At 57.9% G+C, this 17324-nt stretch carries 12 protein-coding genes; 11 read left to right on the forward strand and 1 reads right to left on the reverse strand.

Going from position 1 to position 17324, the window contains the following annotated elements; translation table 11 throughout:
- Positions 1-2 precede the first annotated feature (2 nt).
- The 3 genes from HWU94_RS08620 to HWU94_RS08630 all read left to right on the forward strand — a co-directional run bounded on the left by HWU94_RS08620 (position 3) and on the right by HWU94_RS08630 (position 2826).
- Positions 3-1691, forward strand: a complete 1689-nt coding sequence (locus tag HWU94_RS08620; protein ID WP_185173360.1) for a phospho-sugar mutase — start codon at positions 3-5, stop codon at positions 1689-1691.
- A gap of 28 nt (positions 1692-1719) precedes the next feature.
- The gene (deoC, locus tag HWU94_RS08625) at positions 1720-2412 is read left to right on the forward strand and encodes a deoxyribose-phosphate aldolase (RefSeq protein ID WP_185173361.1); all 693 of its coding nucleotides are present in this window, start codon (positions 1720-1722) and stop codon (positions 2410-2412) included.
- Between the two features lie 87 nt (positions 2413-2499).
- Positions 2500-2826, forward strand: a complete 327-nt coding sequence (locus tag HWU94_RS08630) for a hypothetical protein (protein WP_185173362.1) — start codon at positions 2500-2502, stop codon at positions 2824-2826.
- A gap of 75 nt (positions 2827-2901) precedes the next feature.
- Here the strand turns inward: HWU94_RS08630 and mfd are convergent, their stop codons facing one another.
- Positions 2902-6546, reverse strand: a complete 3645-nt coding sequence (gene mfd, locus HWU94_RS08635; protein ID WP_185173363.1) for a transcription-repair coupling factor — start codon at positions 6544-6546, stop codon at positions 2902-2904.
- Between the two features lie 341 nt (positions 6547-6887).
- Here mfd and HWU94_RS08640 point away from each other — a divergent pair, with 341 nt between their 5' ends.
- From HWU94_RS08640 to pssD, 8 genes are all read left to right on the forward strand, one after another.
- Entirely contained in the window at positions 6888-7643 is a 756-nt protein-coding gene (locus HWU94_RS08640) for a hypothetical protein (RefSeq protein WP_185173364.1), read from the forward strand.
- A gap of 5 nt (positions 7644-7648) precedes the next feature.
- Positions 7649-10702, forward strand: coding sequence for a fibrinogen-like YCDxxxxGGGW domain-containing protein (locus HWU94_RS08645; protein WP_185173365.1), 3054 nt, complete (start codon positions 7649-7651; stop codon positions 10700-10702).
- A 415-nt stretch (positions 10703-11117) separates the two neighbouring features.
- Positions 11118-11864, forward strand: coding sequence for a CDP-alcohol phosphatidyltransferase family protein (locus tag HWU94_RS08650; protein WP_185173366.1), 747 nt, complete (start codon positions 11118-11120; stop codon positions 11862-11864).
- Between the two features lie 5 nt (positions 11865-11869).
- Positions 11870-12793: a glycosyltransferase family 2 protein gene (locus HWU94_RS08655; RefSeq protein ID WP_185173367.1), complete on the forward strand. Its 924-nt coding sequence runs from the start codon at positions 11870-11872 to the stop codon at positions 12791-12793.
- Between the two features lie 144 nt (positions 12794-12937).
- Positions 12938-14089, forward strand: coding sequence for an O-antigen ligase (locus HWU94_RS08660; protein ID WP_244955940.1), 1152 nt, complete (start codon positions 12938-12940; stop codon positions 14087-14089).
- Positions 14089-15615, forward strand: a complete 1527-nt coding sequence (locus HWU94_RS08665) for a lipopolysaccharide biosynthesis protein (protein ID WP_185173368.1) — start codon at positions 14089-14091, stop codon at positions 15613-15615. The genes HWU94_RS08660 and HWU94_RS08665 overlap by 1 nt, the downstream gene beginning before the upstream one ends.
- Before the next feature lie 41 nt (positions 15616-15656).
- A complete protein-coding gene (locus HWU94_RS08670; RefSeq protein WP_185173369.1) occupies positions 15657-16865 on the forward strand; it encodes a Wzz/FepE/Etk N-terminal domain-containing protein in 1209 nt (402 codons plus the stop codon).
- Positions 16866-16871: 6 nt separating this feature from the next.
- The gene (gene pssD, locus HWU94_RS08675; RefSeq protein ID WP_185173370.1) at positions 16872-17321 is read left to right on the forward strand and encodes a PssD/Cps14F family polysaccharide biosynthesis glycosyltransferase; all 450 of its coding nucleotides are present in this window, start codon (positions 16872-16874) and stop codon (positions 17319-17321) included.
- The last annotated feature ends 3 nt before the right edge of the window (positions 17322-17324 follow it).

Raw genomic sequence — 17324 nt, forward strand, 5'->3', positions numbered from 1 at the left:
CCATGTCACTAGATACTCAACAGCTTCTTGAACAGGCCCGCGCCTGGGCCGCTATCGACCCCGACGCTGAAACCAAAGCCCAGCTTGAGGGCATCATTGCCCAGGTTGAGGCCGGCGATGAGGCCGCAACCGCCGATTTGGCCGACCGTTTTTCTGGCACCCTGCAGTTCGGCACCGCGGGTCTGCGCGCCGAACTGGGTGCTGGCCCCATGCGCATGAACCGCGTCGTCGTTCAGCGTGCCGCCCAGGGCCTGGCAGACTACGCCACCGCGCGCGCCTCCGCCGAGGGCTGGGAGAAGATTTCTGCCGTGGTGGGTTTTGACGCCCGCAAGAATTCGGACGTCTTCGCCCTCGATACCGCCGCTATCTTCACCGCTGCCGGTATTAAGGTTCACCTCATGCCCTCAGCCCTGCCCACCCCTGTGACCGCCTGGGCGACCCGCGAATACGGGGCTGAAATTGGCGTCATGGTCACCGCCTCCCACAACCCGCCTAACGACAACGGCTACAAGGTCTACCTGGGCGGAGCAGCCGTTGAGCCCGGTGCCCGCGGCGCCCAGATCATTCCTCCCTACGACGGGGATATCGCAGCCGCTATCGCCGCTGTTGGAACCCCGGTACTGGCCGCTGACGGCTGGACGGTCCTGCCCGAGAGCGTGGCTACCGACTACATCGCCCGCGTCACTCCCCTGGTCGAACAGAAGGAACGCGACCTCAAGATCGTTCTGACCCCCATGCACGGGGTGGGCGGTAAGACCGCTGAGGCTGTACTGCGTCAGGCCGGCTTCACCAACGTCACTCTGGTGCCCGAGCAGGCAGATCCTGACCCGAACTTCTCGACCGTGGCCTTCCCCAACCCCGAAGAGCCCGGCGCCCTCGACCTTGCCATGGCCCTAGCCGAGAAGGTTGATGCCGACCTGATTATCGCCAACGACCCGGACGCCGACCGCGCGGCTTTCGCCGTCAAGCGAGACGGTGCATGGGCGATGCTGCGCGGCGACGAAACCGGTGCGATCCTAGCTACCCGGGCGCTGGCGTCCGTCACCGACGCCGAAAGTGCAACCTTCGCCAACTCGATTGTTTCCTCCCGCCTGGCAGGGGCCATCGCTAAGGCTGCGGGGGTAGCCCACTACGAAACCCTGACCGGCTTCAAGTGGATTGCCCGCGTCGATAACCTGACTTTCGGCTACGAAGAAGCGCTGGGCTACTGTGTAGACCACGCCCAGGTGCGCGACAAGGACGGCATCTCAGCCGCCCTGGTCATGGCCGATTATGCTCAGGAGCTTAAGGACGCCGGTTCTTCCTTCCCCGCGCTTCTCGACGAGCTTGCCACCGAGCACGGCCTCTACGCCACCGACCAGCTCTCTGTCCGTGTCGACGACCTCGCCCTGATCCCGGCGATGATGAAGCGCCTGCGCGCTAACCCGCCCGCAGAGCTCGCCGAATCCCCTGTGGTGTCGGTTGAAGACCTCACCGAGGGCACCGAAACCCTGCCGCCCACCGACGGTATGCGCTACTACACCGAGGACTCCACCCGCGTGATTGTGCGCCCCTCCGGCACCGAGCCCAAGCTCAAGTGCTATCTCGAAGTGGTCGTACCGGTCAGCGGTTCCGTAGCCGATGCCCGCCAGGTTGCTAGCACCAAACTGGCCCTGCTCAAGGCAGATATGAAAGCGGCCCTGGGCCTCTAAACAAACCAAGATTTCAAGGAAGAACACTATGACTCTCGAACTTTCAGCAGCCGAACTGGCTGCCATGATTGACCACACCATCCTGGCTCCTTCCGCCTCAGAGGCTGACGTCCGCCGCCTCTGCGCCGAAGCAAAGCAGTACGGCTTCGCCTCCGTCTGCGCCAACCCCGTCTGGGCCCCCGTGCTGGCCGAGGAGTTGGCCGGGTCAGCGTCCGTCCCCTGCGTGGTCGTAGGCTTCCCCTTTGGCGCTTCCGCCACCGAGGTCAAGGCCTTCGAAGCCAAGACCGCCGTTGAGGCCGGCGCCCGTGAGGTCGATATGGTCATCAACATCGCCGACGCCCGCGCAGGCAAGAAGGACGCCCTGGTGGCAGATATCAAGGCCGTCGCCGAGGCTACCCATGCCGGCGGTGCCCTGCTCAAGGTCATCATTGAGACCTCCGAGCTAACCGACGACCAGAAGGTTCTGGCCTGCCAGGCCTCTGTTGAAGCCGGTGCCGATTTCGTCAAGACCTCCACCGGCTACTCGTCCTCCGGCGCAACCGTCGAAGATATCGCCCTGATGCGCGCCACCGTTGGACCTGACCTGGGTGTGAAGGCCTCGGGCGGCGTCCGCACCCGCGAAGAAGCCCTCGCCATGATTGAAGCAGGCGCCACCCGCATCGGTGCTTCAAAGGGCATCGCCATCATCGGCGCCGGCGAAGCGGCAGAGGGCGGCTACTAAGCTAGGTTCTTCTCTGTCATATGGTGCGAACCGCTGAGGCAGCACCTATACTGAGTAATAAAGTACACACACGAAAAGGACTTCCCCATGGCTAAGACCACTGCTCAGTCAGACGCTGAGAAGCGTTCCAACGTTGAATCCTTCGGGATGGAATCCGGCGCTCCCGCTCGTAGCGGCACCCCCCAGTACTCAGGCACCAAGGAGCTGGGCTCAAACATCGCCCTCTTCGTTCTCTGCTTCGTACTGCTGCTGGGCTGCCTCTACACCCTGGGCATGTACCCCGAGGGCGGCTGGGGCTGGTGGACCGTAGCTGTTCTGCTCTACGGCGTCACCTTCATCATCCCCCTGTGGTTCCTGCCCTCAAAGACTAACGAGAAGCACCACGTCGGCGGTGCAGACCTTTACCTCAAGTAAAGAGACGCACGCTGTTATAAGCTCAGGGGCGGCCCACCTATTCAGGTGGGCCGCCCCTTGTTTCTATCTACCGCGCTATGAACCGGCGACGCCGGCCTCGAAGATGGCATGGATGAACTGCTCGGTCCACTCCACCATGGCGTCATCCACCAGGTCTTTACCCCCAACAGCGGAGGTCTTGGGGCGGGGCACCAGAATCTGCCAGTTCTCGGTACCCGGAATCTGACGGTACTGGGCACCCGGGTACATGCGATCTAGTCGCATCTGGCGGGACTCCGGCAGATCATTGACCGGGAAAAAACGCACTTTGGGGCCCACCGCCACAATTTCACTCAGCCCCACAGCGCGAGCACGCTGGCGAAGGGCAGCAACCTTAAACAGGTTTTCAACGGGAGCTGGCGGGTTACCATATCGGTCGACCAGCTCCTCGCGGGCCTCTGCCAGTTCTTCAGCGGTCTGGGCCTGGGCAATCTGCCGATAGGCAGACAGGCGCAGGCGCTCTGAACTCACGTAGTCGTGCGGCATGTGGGCGTTGACCGGCAGATCGACCTTAATCTCAGCGGGAGCTTCTTCCTTCTCCCCGTGCTGGAAGTTAGCCACGGCCTCCCCCACCAGGCGCAGGTAGAGGTCAAAGCCAACACCGGCAATATGGCCCGATTGTTCACCGCCCAGCAGGTTACCGGCACCGCGAATTTCTAGGTCTTTCATGGCCAGGCGCATACCGGCGCCCAGTTCGTTGTGGGTCGCCACCGCCTTCAGACGCTCGTGGGCGACCTCGGTCAGCACCTTCTCAGCCGGGTAGAGGAAGTAGGCATAGGCGCGCTCGCGGCCGCGCCCCACGCGTCCGCGCAGCTGGTGGAGCTGGGACAGGCCGTAGTTCTGGGCCTGGTCCACAATCAGGGTATTGGCGTTGGAGATATCCAGGCCGGTCTCCACAATGGTAGTTGAGACGAGCACATCGAACTTCTTCTCCCAGAAGTCCACGATGATTTTTTCAAGGCGGGATTCGCTCATGCGCCCGTGGGCCACCGCGATGCGGGCCTCGGGAACGAGTTTTTGAATCTCGTTGGCGGTCTCTTCTATGGTTGAGACCCGGTTGTGAACCACAAAGACCTGCCCCTCTCGCATGAGTTCGCGGCGAATGGCGGCGGTAATCTGCTTATCGGTACGAGGGCCGACAAAGGTGAGGACGGGGTGACGTTCCTCGGGCGGGGTGGCAAGGGTAGACGTCTCGCGGATGCCGGTTAGGGACATCTCCAGGGTTCGCGGGATGGGGGTTGCACTCATGGCCAGCACGTCCACGTTGGTGCGCATGGTTTTGAGCTTTTCCTTGTGCTCAACGCCGAAGCGCTGTTCCTCGTCGATAATGACCAGGCCCAGGTCCTTCCAGTCCACCGACTCGGAAAGTATGCGGTGGGTACCGACGACCACATCGACCGCCCCGTTCTTAATGCCCTCAGCGATTTCAGCTGACTCCTTAGCCTTCTGGAAGCGGGAGAGCACCTTGATGGAGACCGGGAAGCCCGAGAAACGCTCAGTGAAAGTCTCGTAGTGCTGCTGGGCCAGCAGGGTGGTGGGAACGAGGACGGCCACCTGTTTGCCGTCCTGCACCGCCTTGAAGGCAGCACGTACCGCGATTTCGGTCTTGCCGTAGCCCACATCGCCCGAGATCAGGCGGTCCATGGGGATTTCTTTCTCCATATCGGCCTTGACCTCGTTGATAGCCGAGAGCTGGTCGGGGGTTTCGTTGTAAGGGAAGGCTTCTTCCAGTTCCCGCTGCCAGGGGGTGTCGGGCCCGAAGGCGTGGCCGCGGGAGGCCTGCCGGGCTGAGTAGAGTTTAATCAGGTCAGCAGCAATTTCCTTGACGGCCTTACGGGCCTTTGACTTGGTCTTAGCCCAGTCGGAGCCACCCATCTTTGAGAGCACCGGGGCGTCGCCGCCCACGTAGTTAGAGACCTGGTCCAGTTGGTCCGAGGGCACAAAAAGGCGGTCCTTGGGCCCGCCCCGTTTGGAGGGGGCGTACTCCAGCACCAGGTATTCCTTCATGGGCTTGGGCTGCCCGGGCATGACGGTTGCCCCGGCAATGGGGCGCTGAATCAGCTCCACGAACTGGCCGATACCGTGCTGTTCGTGCACTACATAGTCCCCTGCGCTCAATGACATGGGATCTACCGCGTTCTTTCGGCGGCGCACCGGTAGCTTGCCACTGCGCAGGTCGCGGGTGGCGTAGGGACTGGTGCGACCCAGGATATCTGCCTCGGTCAGTAGACCCAGCTTTTCGCCGTCCATCATGAAGCCTCGCCCCATGGAGGCGGTGGTCATCTCGATGATGCCCGGCCCAGGAAGGTTCGTCAGGCTGTCCACGCGGGACGCCGGTATCTCAGCTTCCTGAAAAAGGTCAAGCAGGCGGGTGAGCGGGCCTGGTCCATCGGTGACCACGGTAATCCGCCAGCCGTCCTTTACCTTCTTCCCAACTTCTGTCAGCAGCTCGGTCACGTTGCCCGAGTAGGTATGGGGGGCGCGGGCAGCCAGCTGGACCGAGTCAATCCCGTCATCAATGGCGTCATCGACGCCCAGGGCCGTCATAGCCCACCAGCCAAAGCCTTTTGCGAGGGCAGTTTCTCGCAGGGTGGCAATGGTGCGGAAGCTACCGGCGCTCAGACCATCGGGGCCGTTGGCACCCAGGTCGATGGGGGCGTCCGTAGTGTCGGTGACAGAATCCCAGGCCGCCAGCAGGAACTCCTCGTTGGTGGCAACCAGGTCGGTTGCGCGGGAGCGTACCTTTTCCGGCTCGATAATGAGGGGCAGAGACCCCGGGGGCAGATGGTCGAGCAGGGTCACCATATCGTCAACCAGCAGGGGAATCAGGGACTCCATGCCCTCAATATAAATACCACCGGCAATTTTTTCGAGCATGGCGGCAGCGCCCGGAAAGGATCCCTTGAGGCGGGCTGCCCGACTCATCACGCTGGGGGTAATCAGGAGTTCGCGGCAGGGAGGGGCGAGTAGCTCGGCGGGGTGGTCTTTGCCGGGCAGGGTGCGCTGGTCAGCAACCGAGAACCAGCGGATATTCTCGACCTCGTCCCCAAAGAATTCGATACGGGCGGGGTGAGCTGCGGTCGGTGAGAAAATATCGATAATGCCGCCGCGCACGGCAAATTCTCCGCGCTTTGACACCAGGTCAACGCGGGAATAGGCGGCCGACGCGAGAGATTTAATCAGGGCATCAAAGTCTTGTTCTTCGCCCACCCGCAGGGTCACCGGCTGCATTTTTTCGAGGCCTGCGACCAGGGGCTGCAGCACCGAGCGGATAGGGGCAACGAGCACCCGGGGAGCGGACGCACCCCCCTCGGCGAGGGCGCGCAAGACCGCTAGGCGCTGGCCCACGGTATCGCTTCGCGGGGAGAGGCGCTCATGGGGCAGGGTTTCCCAGGCCGGGAAGAGCTGGGCCTGCCCAGGCTCTAGCACCGATTCTAGGGCAGTGACGGTGTCTTCGGCTTCGCGGTCGGTAGCGGTGACAGCTAGCAGGACGGGCGGGGTCGGCTCGTTCTGGGCGGCAAGTTGCTGGGCTATGCCGGCAAGCAGAAAGGGCCTGGCCCCGTCAGGAGAGCCAATCAGAAATTCATCGAGGCGGGCTTTGGGGTCTGCACCTGCCTGGGTGATGATTGCGGTATAGCTGGGCTCATGGGTGAGGGCTTGGGCAAGGCCGCTCAGTGACATCTTCACTCCCCTGGGGTAAGGCCGGTTGGTGCAGGCTCTATTATCCCACAGGCATCTTCACTACCCTAAGGGCTAAACCGCAAAGACGGTAGAAGCCTCTATTCAAGGAAATAACTAATACAAGTATGATAAACACCAATAGTATTTTTGAGGAAAACCATTCTTGTCCCCATAAGTTACTACCGAGCAACCCCATCTTTTCCGCCTAAGGCTATTAACCCACCCGAGGACCAACCGGTAGCATGAGATGACCGGTAAAGCACTCTGGCAAAACCCCACCCCTTTCGCACGGAGCACCAGCGAGCTTTACCCCACCACGCACCACAACTTTTAGGGACTTAATGAAACAATTAGGGACACCCCTCTCTGCTGCCCTGCGCGCGCCCAGCCTGCGCACCGGCGTCCTTGCCCTGTGCGCCAGCGCCACTCTTGCCCTAGCTGCCTGTGGCTCGTCGACCGAAAACGGAGCAGCCTCAGAAAGCACATCCAGCAGTGCAGCAACCGCCGAAGCCACTAATAGCGCCGGTGAAACGCTCACCGAAAACTTCGCGGGTTCCGAAGCTCTAGCCGAAGCCAGCGAAACTGCCGTAGACACCATAGAGGTGCAAACAGCAGAACAGCTCTACACCGATATCCAAGGGGCGCTCGGCGGAATTGAACCAGCTACCGGGTCCAGCGATGCAAACAGCACCGGGGAAGAAATTTCCAGCGATACCGAAAGCGTTCAAGCCAACGAAAACGCGGTTGAAAGCTACGTCTCTGCAGAAACCACAGCACAGCTTGAAGCGGCAGCCACCGGCACAGCCCTTGACCAGTACCTTGCTACCGCAACCGAGTACGCCCAGTCAGGCTGGCATGTTGAGGGAACCTCAACCGTCGTGGGCACCCCCCGCATCGCTGATGGTGAGTACAACGGCCAGGCAGCCAAAATCATGGAAGTCTGCCTCGATTCCTCGGGAGTCAAAGTTGTAGATGCTGCGGGTAACACCGTCAGCTCCAACCAGTTCCCCCGCTCACTCAACATTTTTACTCTGGTCGAAAACAACGGGGAATGGAAGATTGCTTCCCACGATTTCCCCAACAACGCAGATTGCTAACACACATGAAAAAACCATCACTCATTACCAAGATTTCAGTCGGGGCACTCACCTTGGGTGTAGGCTTTTCTCTTCTCCCCAGCGCGACAGCCGCCGATGAGTACGTTGCCAACGGGCTAACCTCCGAAACCGCTGCAGCTTCCTGTTGGGAGGTTAAGCAGAACGATCCTACCGCCACATCAGGTACTTACTGGCTGTACACCCCGTCTATGGATGCTCCTGCGCAGTTCTACTGCGATCAGGAGACCGATGGCGGCGGCTGGGTCATGATTGGTCGCGGCCGCGAGGGCTGGACCGAGGACTACTACGGTCGCGGAAACGCTTCTGAGCTCTACACCAATCCCAGTGGTACCAGCGCTTTCACGCCGGTTCAGCTCTCATCACAAACTGTTGACGAGCTCCTCGATGGTGACCGCGTTGACTCCCTTGAAGACGGAATCCGCTTCCGCCGTGCAACCGATATAAACGGCCAGAGCTGGCAGAACACCTACGCTAAGCGGTCAAATACCGAAAGCTGGAGTTGGGCTCTTAGAGCTACAGCCAGCTGGTCAGATATCCGTTTCCAAAACCCCGCCTATACCGCGGCTAACTACAGCACACGAACTTCCCTCGGTAGCATCGGCAGCTGGGGTTCCTACAATACTTTGAATTTCACAACCTCTAAAATTTACGGTTGGAATAACGGTTTCGCATACAGCACCGGTGTATGGGGTAACTCATCTGCCACCTCCTATCTCTGGTCTCCTAGCTATGGCACAGCTCCCATGGCGTTCACCCAGGTCTTTATCCGCCCAAAGATTGACAAAAACGATGTCGGCTTTGCCGCTATTGGCGACACCGGACTAGCAGCAGAGAACAACCGCCAGCTCCCCAATAGCTACTCCGCTTCAATGCGCTGGCGCACCTCCGAGGACTCAGGCACCGGCGTTGTCTCTGAGCTCAACACCCGAGTGCAGGCGATTGCCCAGGTAGGCAACACAGTCTTTACCGGTGGTGACTTTAAGAATGTCGTTAGCGCAAACGGTGAAACCGTCAACCAGGCTTTCATTGCTGGCTACGATGTGAACACAGCAGAGCTGGTTCGCACCTTCACACCGACTTTCAACGGGCAAATCAAGTCTTTGGCCGCCCTGCCCAATAACCTGCTGGCGGTAGGTGGCGAATTCACGACCGTCAATGGCCAGCCCGCAAACGGTTTTGTGATCCTGAACCCCGTTACCGGTGAAACTGATACTTCCCTGGGCTGGGAAGTTGTCAACCGCCTGGCAACCGGCATCACCTCTGTTAAGACCATCCAGGTCCAGGGTAATTACGTCTACATCGGTGGATCATTCACCCATGTCAAGGACGCAAATCGAGTCAGCTTCGCCTACTCACGCAACGTAGCTCGTTTCTCCCTGACCGATAACACGGTCGATATCAGCTGGCGTCCGACGACCAACGGCACCGTCAACGGCATCTCAGCCAGTGACGAGGGCGTTGCCATTGCCGGTTACTTCACCACTGTTGGCAGCGAAAGCTCATGGAAACTTGCTTATCTAAGCACCACGAGTGGCACCTTGGCTAAGAGCTGGAACTGGGCTCTTTCACACCGAGCCACCAACCCCTACCCCAGCGATGGCTTCCAGTTTGATGTTCAAGATGCTGGCGATTCAATTTGGACAGCTGGTGCTGAGCACATTATCGCCCAGTACAACAAGTCAGACCTATCACGCCGTTCTGCCTCCATTACTAGAGCCGGTGGAGACTTCCAGGATCTCTCCTTCGATGCACAGACTAACGTCATCTACGGTGCCTGCCACTGTGGCGACTGGATCTACGAAGGCGGTGAGGTATACAGCAACCCCTGGACAACCTCATCCGATATCCACCGTATCCGTCTGATTGCGGCTTTCGACGCTCAGACCGGTGAGGTTCTCCCCGAGTTCGCCCCCGATATCGCCGGCGCAAATGGCTACGGCGTGTGGTCATCATTCGTTGATTCCACCGGTGTCCTGTGGGTTGGTGGCGACATCACCCGTACTCGAGGTGCAAATGGTGCTCAGTCCACTGTGGGCTTCGCCCGGTACACTCCCCGCGATGTCACTCCGGCTGCTGCACCAAGCAACCTGCAGGTCACTTCAGACGGGACTACCGACCAGCTCACCTGGGTCAGCAACACTTCTGGTCGCACCGATTACCAGGTCCTGCGCAACGATCGAGTTATTGCTACAGTAACTAACGGTACGTCCTACTCAGTTGCTCATACAGATGGTGCTCGCTATTTCGTGCGCTCAGTGGACAACGTAGGCAACTACTCCGAGACCACCCCTGTGGCAACCGCCCAGGTAACTACTCCGGTTGAAGAGCCTATTGACCCGCCTGTTGAAGAAAACCCGGTGGTACCTCCCGCTGAGGAGGATCCCGCTGTTCCCGCGGATCCTGTTGACCCTGTAGTTCCTCCGATTGAAGAAGATACTCCGGCAGATCCTGAACAACCCGATGTCGATGAGAACCCCGCTCCCGCGGATCCGGTAGAACCGGTTGAGCCCGAAAAGCCGGCGGACCAGAAGATTATCGCCTCCGGCGATGACTGGCGAGTAGCTTTCCGTCTGCTCAACGACTTCGACCGGACATGGCGCGACACCAACTATGGTTACAACACCGCCTGGCAGTGGTACACGGCACCAACTTCAATCGGGTGGGGCGAAGACAGTCTGAAGACCCGTCTAACTTTCAACTTCTTCACTCAGCCCTCGTCATTCTTCTTGCGCAAGGAGTTCAACCTGACCCCCGCTCCCAACCAGGAGCTGGTCCTTACCACCTACGCTGATGATGGTGTCGCTATCTATGTGAATGGCAAGGAAGTAGCCCGTCAGAACCTCCCTGCGAACGCATACCCCAGGACCTCTGCTCTCGCACGAGTTTCTTATGCTGATGCAAAGGCTAACCCGATTACAATCACGATTCCGTCCAAAGACCTGAAAGATGGTAAGAACGTAATCGCGGTTGAAGTTCACTCCTACCGTCGCGGTGAACCTACCACCTTCGATATGGATGCAACTCTGGTCACCCGGTAGAAGCTCGTAGAGGAAAGAATAGAAAACCCTGCTGGTTCAGAGGGAAACCTTTGAGCAGCAGGGTTTTTCTATATTCGGATACACCCCAGTAGGTAAAAAATAAATCGCTGGGTAGCCATTTTTGCCTACATATTTACCGACGAATCAACAAGGCATTACACCCATTCGCCCGCTATTCAGCTGACAAATAATATGGACAAGTCATTACAAATACGGCCCTTGTCCCAAGAATGTCGGCTACTGTTTGGGCTTGCCCTAGCCTAAAATTAATAGATATACCCCCGAGCCTTTCAGCGGCACATATCCTTCCCCATACTTGAGGCGTAAAGCGATGCAGTACCGCCGTAGGGTTCACAAGCGGTCCGCACACCCGCTTATTTGCTCGCACTTTACTAGGGACTTCAAGGGCACGACTATGACCTCTTCTTCCTCTCCCGGCAAAGGCCGGTTCAGGGAAACGCTTTCACACTTGAATGCAGCGCAGAAACCCGGAGTTGGCGTACCTGCTTACACCCGCTGGGTTAATCGCCGCGTCGCACGTGTCTTTGCAGCGGGCGCCGTTAAACTTGGTATCACCCCAAACGGTGTCACTGCCATAAGCGCACTAACCTCGCTACTAGCTATGGTTCTATTGCTTACCGCCCAGCCCACTTTCGGGGTGGGTGCGCTTGCAGCCTTCCTCTTTGCCCTGGGCTACGCACTCGACTCAGCTGACGGCCAGGTTGCTCGCGTGACGGGGAAGTCCTCCCCCGCCGGTGAATGGCTAGACCACGTTGTCGATGCCATGCGCACCCCCGCCATGCACCTCACCATCCTGATCGGGTTCATCAAGTACTCCGACAGCTGGCCTCTCACCGGCTGGCAGCTCTGGTGGCTACCCCTCGCTTTCTCGGTTCTTATGACCGGCCACTTCATGAGCCAGATTCTGGCAGAACAGCTCCGCAAAAAGCACGCTACGCAAGAGCCGCCCTCGGGGGGAACGCTTCGCTCTTTCATCAATCTGCATATGGATTCCGGTACTTTCTGCTGGGTCTTTATTCTCTGGGGAACAGGGTGGGGCTTCCTCATTGCCTACGGCCTGCTCTTCCTCTCAAACGCAGCAACGGTTCTTCTCTCGATGCGCCGCAAGTTCGTTTCACTCAGTACACCTCAAGGAGCATAGGTTCCATGTCGGACGTTAAAATTTCAGCACTTATTGCAACCGCAGGGGCACGCCCCCAGCTGCTGCGACAGACCGTTCAATCGATGTTTGACCAGGACTACACCGGCCACATCGAGGTTATCGTTGTGTTTGACTACGTTGATATCGATGATCTAGCCGATATGACGGTACCGCCCAACCGCTCTCTTAAGACCATTGTTAACTCTCATTCGAAGGGTCTTGCCGGCGGACGGAACACCGGTGTGGTTGAGGCAAGCGGTGAGTGTGTTGGCTTCTGCGACGATGACGATTATTGGTACCCCACCCGTATCTCTGAACAGATCAAACTGTGGAAAGAGCACCCGGAGGCTATCGCCATTTCATCTGGCATCGTCATTCGTTCTGAGGGTAAGGACATCGAACGTCTTGCTCCTGCTGTTGCAACTTTCGACGACTTCCTGCGGTCTCGTATCACCGAGATTAATCCCTGCACCACGCTCTTTAAGCGTGATGACCTAGTTCCTGGCGGTCGTATTGGGCTGGTTGATGAAGAGCTCCCCGCCGCCTACGGCGAAGACTACGATCTGCTCCTCCGGGCAACCCAGTTTGGTGATATCTACTCGATTCAGGAGCCCGGTGCGCTCATTCTCTGGGATCGCCCCTCGTTCTTTGCCGGGCGCTGGCAATCAATGGTCGATGGTCTTACCTATATCCTCCAGAAGTACCCCGAGTTCGAGCGTCAGCCCAAAGGCACCGCAAGAATCGCCGGTCAAATCGCTTTTGCGCATGCTGCCCTGGGCAACCGCAAACTCGCGCAAGCATACGCAACATCGGCGCTACGTCGCGACCCCCTACAGGTTCGGGCCTGGGCCGCACGCTGCATTGCAGCGGGACTCATTAAGCCCGAGTTTCTACTGAACCTGGTGAATAAGACAGGTAGAGGGCTCTAGGTCCGCATGACGGTTCCACTCTCCCCAACCTCAAAACACAATCGTTTTCTGTCGGCGGTGCCCCCCACCGTGGATGCACCGCTCCCGGCCTGGCCCATTTTAATCCTGCTCTATGGATTCCCCATTGTGTGGGCTATGGGTTTCATGCAGTTCGCGCCAACGGTTCTAGCGTTCATCATGATTGTTCTCATGGTGATGCGCCGACACGTGATGGTTCATTCCACCATGTGGGTGTGGTTCGCTCTCATGTTCTGGGGGCTTATCTGCCTTGTCTCCATCAATACAGGGTCGGAGTTTTTAGGCTGGTTCCAGCGCTACATGAACATCTTCAATGCGGGTATTTACACGGTCTATTTCTTTAACGCCCGTGAACGGATCCCGAACCACATCATGTTGGGTGGCCTGCTGACCATTTGGGCAACGGTCGTTATCCTGGGCTACGCGGCCCTGGCTTTCCCCAACTTTAGGCTTCAAACGCCCATGAGTTTTGTGTTGCCGGGTTCGCTACTCAATAACGACCTGGTGAAAGCCTATGTGCTCCCCCCGATGGCAGAAGTTCAGCTTCCTTGGGGTGTCGATGTGCCCTACAACAGGCCCTCAGCGCCTTTCCCCTACGCCAACTCATGGGGTTTGGCTTATGCGCTACTCACCCCCGTTGTTTTTGCTGTGATTACCGGGGTTCACTCACGTAAAATCCAGATCCTTCTTGGCCTTGCCGTAGTTGTTTCGCTCGTCCCAGCGGTGGCAACATCAAACCGAGGTATGTTCATTGGCCTGGGCGCGGCTTTTGCCTATGTCCTCTTCCGTTTGCTTCTTCGCGGTGACTGGCGTGCTTTGGGTATAGGCCTTGCTCTCTTCGTTGGGGGCATCACCTATCTCACGGTTTCAGGTGCTGTTGAGGAAATCTTGGGCCGCCAGGAATACTCAAACTCAACCGGTGGTCGGGCCTCACTCTATAAGCTCACTTTTGAGTACACCCTGCGTTCACCGCTCGTAGGCTATGGAACCTCCAAGATGGCCGATAACGTCGGTGTTTCAATGGGCACCCAGGGCCAGGTGTGGGCTCTCATGTTCTGCTTTGGTTTTGTTGGTCTGGGGCTCTTCCTACTCTATGTAATCTCGGTCCTCATCAATACCTGGAACGTCGCATCGCTCACCGGTATGTGGGTTCACTCCGTGATTGTGGCAGCGCTAGCAGTGGTCTTCTTCTACTCATTTGACGTCATTCAGCTCACCGTTCTCATGCTGACGGTAGCCATGATGATGCGATCACGAATGTACGGGGAAGGTCTCTGATGGCTCGTTCTCTTGCAAAAAGTGGTGCTTTCTCAACGCTGTATGTCATGTACGGTTCGGCCGCGGCCTTTGTGGCTACGCTCGTGGTGTCAAACGGTGTGGGAGAAGCAGGTGCCGGGTCCTTCTTTCAGGTCATGGCGCTCTTTGCAATTGCGACCTCGCTCTGTGTCTTTGGTGCAGATACCGGTCTCGTGAGAACCATGAGCGCACAGCGGGCTCTGGGCCGGTATTCCGTTCTACCTCAGCTCATACGATTTGCTGTTGGCCCCGCAACCCTCATTGCTTTCGCGGTTGTTATTGCGGCAATCGTTATCTCCCTACCGTTTGTTACACCGAATATGGGCGCTGAAAACCGTACAGCGGTCCTTGCCAGCGCACCTTTTATTCTGGTTGCGGCCTGGATGACGCTGTGCTTCGGGGCGCTCCGGGGACTGGGATACACCGTAGAGTTCACTTTTCTCCAAAGCGCGCTCCTGCCCACCCTTCGTATTCTGGCTGTTCTGCTCGCTGTCAGCATCTCGGGTGCTATTCTCTCTTTAGCGCTGGCATGGTCAATTCCTCTGCTCCTTGTCTTTGCGGTTTCAGCGCTATGGGTTCGCAAGTACATGCCCCAGGGCGAAGATGTACCCAGCTATCCAGCAAAGCATCTGGCTGTTGAACCCATGGCAAGTACATCTGTAACTGCGCCCGAAACCGCAAAAAGTTTCTGGGCGTTCAGCTCAGCGCGCGGTGTCTCGGCAATGGTTGAGGCGGTCCTGGAATGGATTGATGTTCTGCTGATTGGCCTCTTCTTAGGCCCGGCAGCCAGCGGTGTCTACGGTGCAGTCAACCGGTGTGTGCGTGTCGGTGCAATGGTTGAACACACCGCCCGCGTAGTCACCGGCCCAGAGATTTCCTCAGCAATCGCGCGGGGCGATCGTGTCCGGGCTCGCCAGATTTTTGTTTCCGCTACCCGGATTCTGGTAGCTGTTGGTTGGCCCTTTTTCATCACCCTGGCGGCGTTCGGCCCCGCCCTACTCGGGTTCTTTGGATCCGGCTTCGTGGAAGGCGCACCGCTCTTCTGGATTATTGGGGTAGCAATGCTAATCCAGATGGCCGCAGGCGGCGTCCAGAGCGTACTCCTCATGAGCGGGCGTAGCCGCTGGCAACTTTACAACAAGCTCTCCGCACTAGCTGTCGCGGTAACTCTCAACCTCACCCTGATTCCGCTCTGGGGGCTAGCTGGGGCAGCAACCGCTTGGGCCGCAGCCGTCCTTACAGACTGTCTGCTCGCCACGGTTCAGGTCTACGGAAAACTCGGTATCAGGCCCCGCCCTTCCGAGCTGCTCCCGGTCATGGGCCTTGCAGCAGCAACTCCATCTTTCGGAGCGCTGGGGGTTCACCTCATCTGGGGAAACCAATTCTTAGGACTCATCATCTACCTGGTTACGGTGGTACCGCTCTACGCGGGTCTTATCTACTGTTTCCGGCATCAGGTAGGCCTTGAGCAGCTCATTAACTCGCTCACTCGCAAATTTAGCCGCTAGGCAACATATCTTGATTAATCTTTAGGGAAGGACTCATACTCATGGAACGCCAATCACGGGTAAGAACTAACGACCAGCAAACCACACCCGTATCGCTTGGTGCAGCAGCCCGGCGGGTTCTGCGCCACCGCTTTGTGGTGCTAACCAGTTTGATTATTTTCGCGGCGCTCGGCGCTGTGGCGGGGCTTGCTCTACCGAACTCATACGAGGCAAAAACCGTTATCAACGTAACCCAGCCTAGCTCGGGGGCAACGGGCCTTCGCGCAAGCCTGAACACCATTGATATGGATACCGAAGAGGCCATTGCCGGTTCCCGTATCGTGCTTCAGTCAGCGGCAGATGAACTCGGCATGGATGTCGAAGATCTCAAGGACCTGGTCGATACTGTAGGCCATTCCAACAGCACCATTCTCGACATTATCGTCAATTCCGATTCGCCCGAGAAATCAGCCGAGATCGCCAACACCGTTGCCAAGGCCTACCTCAAGCACCGCTCTGATACCATCCGCGCCAGCCGTGAAGAGACACGTAAAAACATCGACGCGGTGTCTAAAGGCATGGATGCCGTCATCGTAGACCAGGCTATCTTGGGCCTAGAAGCGACCTCCACCGATAGCGGTACTATCATCTCCGTGGCGCAGGCTCCGACCAAACCCTCCAACTTCACTCTGAGCCAGACCATCTTTATTGGTGCGGGTCTCGGTCTGCTCCTTGGAATTTTTGCGGCCTACATCGTTGATAGAACTTCGAGGGTTCTCGGCTACCCCGAGCGTCTCTCTGAAATTGCTCAGGCTCCCGTCTCTATCATCAAGAGCGGTTCCGAAGAGGAATCTATTGCCCAGCTTCTACGCCGAATGGGCGTTGCCGACGGCGAACTCCAGAACACTGACTTTGATGGTGTTACCATCTTCTCCCCCACCCCTCGCGCAGCGGGTGCACTGACTACCTCCCTCGTCAAGGGCCTTTCCGATTCCAATTTTGCTGTGACCGAAGCTCCGGTTTTCAACTCACTGGCCAATAATCAGGTCAAGGCTCATATCAAGCAGAACAAGCCGCTGATTGTAGATACCCCCGCCTCAGCCTCTGTTGCTAAGGTCCTCCTTTCAGCTGACCAGAGCGGCGTTCTACTCCTGCCTTTCACTCCCAAGAGCACGGTGAAGAGCGTACGACGCCTGTTTAGTGAGCTCACTCCCTCAAGCTCAACCCAGGTTATTCCTGTTTACTTTGACACGCATACTCACGAGAAATAATCACCGATGAAGGTCCTTTTAACAGCAAGTGCTGGTGGCCATCTGGCTCAGCTTATAGCCCTTGAAAAGTTCTGGAAAGAACATGATCGGGCATGGGCAACCTTTGAGCTACCCGAAGTTAAGGCCGCTTTAGACGGCGAGCGCACGTACTGGGTACATTTCCCGACGACCCGGAATATTCCGAATGCAATCCGGAATATCGGTGTTGCCTGGCGGGTACTCCGCAAGGAGCGGCCCGATGCCGTCATTTCAACCGGTGCTGCGGTTGCCGTTCCGTTCTTTATTATTGCCAAGATTCTTGGCATTAAAACGGTCTTTATTGAGTGTTATGACCGTATTACTATGCCAACGCTCACCGGCCGTATGTGCTACCCCATGAGTGATCTTTTTGTGGTGCAGTGGGAAGAGCAGAAAAAGATATTCCCTGAGGCCGTCAATATCGGCCATATTCTCTGAGCG

It is taken from the genome of Rothia nasimurium (assembly GCF_014217215.1).
In the GTDB taxonomy this organism is placed as follows: domain Bacteria; phylum Actinomycetota; class Actinomycetes; order Actinomycetales; family Micrococcaceae; genus Rothia; species Rothia avistercoris.